This window comes from Ursidibacter arcticus, assembly GCF_009761375.1.
Taxonomy (GTDB): Bacteria; Pseudomonadota; Gammaproteobacteria; order Enterobacterales; family Pasteurellaceae; genus Ursidibacter; species Ursidibacter arcticus.
In genome coordinates this window covers 1-8079 of sequence record NZ_LEKM01000157.1, presented here as the reverse complement: position 1 = coordinate 8079, position 8079 = coordinate 1, and the positions used below count along the sequence as shown (strand labels likewise).

1 protein-coding gene is annotated in these 8079 nt (G+C 42.4%); it reads left to right on the top strand.

What is annotated here, in order from left to right; translation table 11 throughout:
* Positions 1-7893: Ig-like domain-containing protein (locus A1D25_RS06955; protein WP_157394971.1), on the top strand; the 7893-nt coding region annotated here is incomplete at its 5' end.
* Positions 7894-8079: the final 186 nt, after the last annotated feature.

Sequence of the window (8079 nt, the reverse complement as noted above, 5' to 3'; positions counted from 1 at the left end):
AAAGCAGATAGCAAACCAGAAAGTGAAGAAAGCAGCCCTAAAGAAGTCACTAAGATCGAAGGTGGCAACCCAGCTGATCACCTAGGCGATACCCAAGACCCAACTGCCCCAACCTTAACCAAAACAGATGATGCAGGTAAGCCTGCTGAAAAAGGCGATGGTGCAGTGAAAGTTCAGCTTCCAACTGATGCGGTAGAAGGCGATAAAGCAGAAATTAACTTTACTGATGAAGGTAACAACCCTGTTAAAGCGGTTTACGAAAAACAAGCCGATGGCAGTTGGAATCGTATCCCTGCAGAAAGCCAAAATGTGCCGAATGAACTCCCTACAACAGTGCCAAGCACAGCACCGTCTTTTGTTATCCCAGAAGATAAATTAAAAGATGGAACAGCGGTAACTGCGAAATCAATTGATGTTGCTGGAAATGACACAGATGCAACACCAGTGAACGCAGGTTTTGACGAACCAGTAAGAACCCCAGTGTTAGAGGCAGGCTATCCGAAGTCACAAAACAACTCAGACAACCCTGATACGAATGCGGCAACGGAAGCGGTACTCGTTGGAACTGCAGATCCAAAAGCGGTGATTAAAGTTCAAGATAAAGATGGCACAATATTAACGCCAACTGCAACGGCAAATGATAAGGGTGAATTTACCTTAACCATTCCAAACGCAGATTTAGCGAAAGGACCATTCAAACTTATTGCTGAATTAACCGAAAACGGAACAACGGAAAGTAGCGCCCCGACCGCAGAAATCCCTGTTGCACAAACAGTACAACCAGGTACACCAGACCCTGAGGCTACTGATAAGGAGAGCCTGTCCAAAGATAAGGGCGGCTATCCGAACGATAACACTCCACCACCAGCACCAACCATTAATACTGGTTCAGATGGTGATGGCAAAGTTACCGTAGGCTTGCCGGCAGATGCGAAAAATGGCGACAAAGTCACCATTACTTACACTGATGAAGGTAACAATCCTCAAGAAGTAGTGGTAACAAAAGCACAAGATGGTTGGAAAGTCCCAGCAGATAGCCCAATTTCACAAGATAAGATCAACGGAAACAACCTTGAAATCCCAGCGGATAGCGTAAAAGATAAGACGGAAGTGACCGCTCGTACCCAAGATTTAGCGGGTAACTTATCAGAGAAAAAGAAAGATACTTCAAAATATGATGAAGTGACGGCAGAACCAAGCTTAACGGTTAATGCGATTGACACAGCTGAAAAAGCGGACAATACGATTGACGCGTTAGTGGTAACAGGTACAGTGAAAAAAGATAACGCCCCTGAAAATGGTGCGAAAGTCAAGCTCCTTCATAATGGTGCTGAAATTGTTCCAACTGACAAAGGCTTGGTAGCGAATGATGCAGGTGAATATAAAGCTGTACTAGTGAAAAAAGGCACTGAAAAAGCAGTGGTAGATAAGCTCAAAGCGAAATACCCAGATCACACAATCATTGAAGTAGAAGAAGTACCAACTACAGGTAACCTCACTGCGATTGCACAAAAAGAAGGTAAAGCACAAAGCCCGAACACTGATGCAGCAATCCCAACTACATTGACTAACGATACAACGGATCACCCGTTAGATGCAGCTAACCCAACAGCACCAGGATTGCAAGCTTTCGGCTTTGCAGATGGTCCAGAAAAACAGGGTGATGTTGAAGTGACTTTCCCAACGGATGCGGTTGAAGGCGATACGGTTGCAGTAACCATTACCCCACCAGCAGGTAGTGCAGATAAAACACCAAAAGTAATCACCTTTACAAAAGGTAAAGATGCTTGGACGTCAAACCCAGCATTACCAGCAGGCTACACAGTAGATGGCAATAAATTACATATTGAATCAACGTCTATTCCTGATGGTGCAACAGTAAGTGCAACCTCAACTGACCTAGCAGGTAAAACAGCAGAGGGGCAAGCGGTTACAGCTCAACAAGATCCAAGACAAACCACTAAACCTGAAATTAAGGAAATTAAAGTAGATGATACGGATGCGGCTGGCGATAAATCACCGGAAACCGTAACCATCAAAGGTACGATTGTTGATACACGAGATCACAATGCAGAAGTTACGCTTTATAACAAAGCAGGTGAAGCGATTGCGAAAGTTACTGCAACAAACGGCAACTTTGAATTCACTTTAACTAAAGTGGATGCGAGTAAAAATGAAAAAGCAACGGAAACTGGCGATAAAGCACCGACAAACGGACAAGCTAAACTCACCGAAATCCCAACAGCAGACAAGGTTGATTTCACAGTGAAAGCCAAATCAACAGGCGCTTCACTCAGCGAAGCTGAAAATGTGAATCTACCAAGCCTCGACCAACCGATGAAACAACAAACCCTAGAGGTTTATAGTGACGGTACGGACGAGTTGAAAGCTGGCGATAAAGTTGGCTTATTCGATAAGAATGGTAACAAAATCGCAACGGCAACGGTTGGGAAAAAAGATGATTCTGAGTTGGGTAAATTCAACTTTACCGTAACGAAAGGAGATCCTGCGGGCAATGATGCTGAAACAAGCGACATCAAGCTAGCAGAAATTCCAGACAGCAAAGACTTGGTGGTGAAAAAATTACCAGATGCAGGTGCGACCGCAACACCAGCGGAAAACACACCAGTAACTTTCTACACGAAAGGCAAGATTTCAGGTACGGAAGAAACCCCTGCAACAGAAGGTAAGCCAAAAGAAACGATCACTCGTACGGATACAACGCCAGATGAACTTTCTGTGAAACTAACACCAGTAAGTCCAAATGGTAAAGCTTACAATGTAACAGAAGCAGATCCAACGGGCTTTGATACTAAAGAGAAGATTGAAAAAGCGGATCCGGGTTTATCTATTGATATTGAAAATCCACCGAAAGAGGGAGATATACTGACGGTTACAGTCAAAACTCCAGCAGATTCATCTGAAAAAGTAGCAACCTTCACCTATTCAAATGGTGCTTGGAGTGAAACTGCGGATAATGACAACCTGTATGCTGATGTACCTACAAAATCAGCAGATGGAAATAAAACAGAGTTAGATAATGCTGAGATTCTCAAAAAGCTCAAAGCAGGGGATGAGGTTACTGTCACCATTAGCGACTTAGCTGGCAACACAGCATCAAGCCGTAAGATTGTTACCGACACATTTGCTAACGCAGACGCACCTGTGGTGAAAATGGGTTCAAGAACCACTAAGCCAGCAACAGATGATAAAGATCCAAATGCGGCAGATCGTTTAATCACTAATTTTGAAAGTGGTGAAGCAGGAAAACCAAATGCGGTTAATGCAGGTGATATTCTCTTCCGTCCAGGTGAAAACAACCTCAAACTTGCGGTGAGCTATATCCAAGCCTTACCGAAAGGAAACACAGATGCACCAGCAGATGCAGAAACCACTATCTATGGACAGTATAATGAAGATACGCGTAAATGGACGTTCCATACCCAAGATAATGGTACAGGTGAAGCTGTGGAAGGTATCACCGAAGTTATCGGACAAGATGGCTATGTTTACTACCGTATCCCAGCAGATAAAGTAGCAGATAATACCCTTGTTACTGTGGTTGGTACTAATGACAAAGCACAATCGTTAGTAACCCCAAATGCAGTAGCAGAGCAGCCGATTACTAATGAAGAAAACCTTAAATTAGCGGCTACAAGCACAGTATCAGATATGGATGACAAAACTGACAATGCTATAGGAATTATCAACATCACTCAGCCAGATAACATTAACATTAGTGTATCGGAAGTAGCCGATAAAGATGGTGATAGTGGAAATGACGATCAAAAGGCTGATGCTAATAAAATTGCAGTGAAGTTTGATGCAAGCCACTTAACTCCTGAAGCGGCAAAATCACTCGGCTTAAAAGTGAATACACAAGGCGGTTCAGAAACGGTTGCGAATGAGCAATTTATTGTTGCAGTAAAACAACCGAACGGCACTTGGACACTCCACCATACTGATGCAACAACGTTAGATGATGCCTTAAAAACACCAACAGGTGAACAGCCTAATGTTGCAGCAAATATTGCTACGGTAGCAAACGGTATGATCACTCTGAAAAAAGACGTAGTGAATGGTCGTAGTGAAGTGATTGCCAAAGCACAAGATCCGTATGGTTATATCAACGAGAAAAACCAACCAACTACACACGATAACCCAGCTGAAAAACTGGTTGTAGTAGATCCACCAAAATTTGAAGATTTAGGTTTTGGAACAGTTGTGTTATCGCCGGGTGAGAATAATGATAAGGTTGAAATTAGTGGTTTAAATGGAACACCAATCGTTATAACCAAAACTGACGATACTTATAGCATTACATCACCAAGCGTAACTGAGGGCAACTTACCTGAAGGTGTTAAAGCCTTTGATCCGAATACAGGTCGCATTACCTTAACCAGTGAAACACCAAAAGAAATCACTGCAACAGGTAAGAAAAACCCACAAGGAAATAACATCCCAACTGATGCAGTGACGAAACACAATATTGATCCGACTTTCGACCCATCACCAAATACGGTAGATCCAATCGAAAGTATCACAACGGACAATGGTGCAGTAACGATCAAACCGGGTGTGGATAACACCAAGCTGACGGTAAAATATCGTGATAACTATGATAATGAGCAAACAGTAACCTTTACCAAAACAGGTAAAGCGTGGGCTGCAGATAAAAACCAAGATCACTTTGATATCGATAATGCCAAAGGCACGATCACACTCAAAGCGGACAAGGTAAAAGATATGACGGAAGTAACCGCTAAAGCAGCAAACAAAGCTGGTTTAGAAACACCTGAAGTATCGGCTACACCGGGTATGTATGATGCAACGCCAAGTGCAGCGGATAAACCTGATGCAAAAGCAGGTGAGAAAGGAAATGTTGTTGTAGATAAAGGCACGGATAACGTTAAAGTGGAGATTGAATACTCGCCAAGAGCTCAACCGACAACAGGTGCTGAAACGAAAGAAAAAATCACCGCACTTTACGACATCGCCACAAACAAATGGAAATTGGTGGATAGCGATAATCTGCCTGTAGATAAAGACATTGCGACCATTGATGAAAACAATGGTACCGTTACCTTAAAACGTGGCTCGTTGAAAGATAATTCACAAGTTACGGCGAAAGGTATTGATATTAATGACAATATCTCTACAGCAGATACGGAAAGCGTGAGTGGAACATTACCTGCCGGTGCCGAAGGCATTCCGAGCGGTGGTGCGACTGGTGCGGGTTCAGCAAGTGGAGCGAGTGGTAACACTGGTGGAGATGAAGGTGACTATACTCCAAAATATAACTTAAACGACAGTTTTGGCTATCTCTATGTAACACAGGATAATCCATCTGATGATGATAATAATGTGAAGATTCGAGCTGAAATTTCCAAACCGGGTCGTATTTCTCGTGATTTCAATGCGGTCTTTAAAGTGAAATATGATGGCAAAGAATACGATCTCGCTGTTGCAGGTGGTAATGGTCAGCAGTTATTTGTGGCGTTATTAGACCCAGCTAAATCGGGATACGATAATGCGGTAGCTAATAATGGTCAATATTTCTCTTGGCATAATGCTGGTTTGGCTGGAAACAAAAATAGCCTTCCAGCAACTGTTGAGGCACTTTATCAAGCCACAGGACAATCAAGAGGATATTACAAGGATATTCAAATATCTTTAACAAATGGTCAGTCCAAAGCCTATAAAGATATAACCTCAGGAGATGTGCCTGAAACAAATGGTCGCCCAGATGGTAAGCCGTTGTATGATTACTTGAAAAAAGTAGAAGCCATTGAAAAAATTGTTTCTCAAGGTGCAATAAGTAATAGTGCAATACAGGAAATTGAGTTCAAAAATGAACCTGATAGCGAAATAAAACTGTATGCTGATACCATTGAACCGGGTACAGGTGGAAACAAGTTAGATGTTCGAGTTTACACTGAAGGAAGTGATCAATCTGGCGTCTTTGAGTATAAATTGAGAAACTACAATGAACGCACCGACATCACCGTTGAGAAAACGCCGAATAAGGTAACTTTAACGCCTGAATCAGACGGCTCAATGACGGTAAAACCAGATAGCAAACACAACGAAATTGTGCTTTCTTATGTGGATGAAAGCGGTCGTACAAAAGAGGCGCGTTTAACGAAAGGCTCGAATGGCGTTTGGACGGACAGTAGCAATACAGGCGATTTTGAGATCAGTGGTAACACCATTAAGATCAAAGCAGATTCCTTGCGTGATAACCTGAAAGACAGTGTGATTGCGAAAGCAAAACAACCAATGGAGGGAAGTAAATACTACACCTACTCCGATGTGGCTAAAGCCACACCGGGAGCGGATCCGCAAGCATACGATCCAAGCCCAGCACCAAGTGAAAATAATCCTGTATCACCAAAACCGACTACGCAAACTTCAGGCTCAAGCATACCATCGGTTGCTAACCCATCTAAATCATTGGCGGAAGCAATGAATGAAGTGAGTACTCCTAATGCACCTGATGATATCGCAGTTGGTAAAAAACTGTTAGGTGGTTATCGTGAACAGCCGGGTTATACAAAATTGAAAGAACTGTTAAATGCTCAATCAGGTCTTCATTCTGTAAAAGGCGATGGTACACACCTCTTTGCCTTCTCGGGTAATAACCAACAGATCCTCAAAGTGGCAGGTTCACTCGGGAACTCTACTAATGGTAATGTCTATAGAAAACAACCTATTGAACTTGATTTACAAGGTGGGGACGATATTCTTAACCTAGAAAACAATGTAGATGGTGCTATTGTGAAATTAGGTAACGGAAATGATATCTTGGCAGTCGGTACAGGGAATAAAGAGTTCAAACTCTATGTGAACAAAGATGCCGATATTAGCCAACGCTATCAATACACCTATAAAGATCAAGGAAGTCCAAATGGCTCTCAGGTTAATAGTGAGAAGAGTAATAATAACTACCCAGCACTTAGGGATCTGAAAGGTGGCCGTATTATAGACTCAGAAGTAATTGGCGGTAGCGGTGATGATGTCGTTCTCATTGAAGGAGCATTAGGCACAAATAATCGTCCAGCTGTTGATGGCTCATCAAAAATTGAGCTTGGAGCAGGTAATGACGCATTAATTATCGCACCACACGATATCAGAAAAGGAAATGATATGATGCCGGGCAGTATCGGAGGAGCTGGCAACAAAGCTGCACCATTTGTAAATATGGGTGATGGCGATGATTACCTTAAAGCAACAGGTATTGATGGAGGTGCTAAAGTCTATATGGGCGATGGTAATGACTACGTTGATATTCAGTATATCCATAGCTCAGCAACTGTTCTTAACACTGGTGATGGTCAAGACACCGTTATCATCAATGGAGCAAGCGATGGTGGGGCTATTTCTCTAGGTGCGGGAAATGACCGCATAGAGTTTACTGCCTCTAATACGCTAGGTTTAACAACATCCTCTGTATTTAGCACTAAAGTTGATGGGGGAGCTGGTTATGATGTATTCGTACTCAAACACCCAACTAATAACGCTGGTGCTGTATTTGATGGTAAACGGAAAACACATCTCTCAACTGAAGATCTCTTCAACATTGAAGAAATCCGAATGGGTGAAGGCTCTGCAATAGATATTAGAGCCGTAGATTTACGCTCTCACGGAATGTCTAAACTGAAACTCATTGCTGAAGGTTCTAATAGCAAAGGTTCAGTAGCAGGAAAAGATGCTCGTTTAGTTGATTTATCAAGTGATAGTGCTTCAGATAGCAAGCATGATACAACCAATACTGTTAATACTACTGGTTTCACCAAAGTGGCTGATCAAACCGAGTATGGTATTAATTATGAAGTTTATCGTGCAGGTTCATCAGAAGTGTGGATCCAAAAAGATTACTTCACCGTAATCTAACCTTATAAACTGCGGAATAATCCACATTAAACCGCAGTTTATAGCCCTCTAACCAAACGGACACAGATTGTGATCAGATCACAATGTGTCCGTTTTTATTTGTGCAATTATTTATTACGAAGGATAATTTTTACGGTCGATAATTTTTACGGACGATGATTTTTACGGACGATGATTTTTACGGAC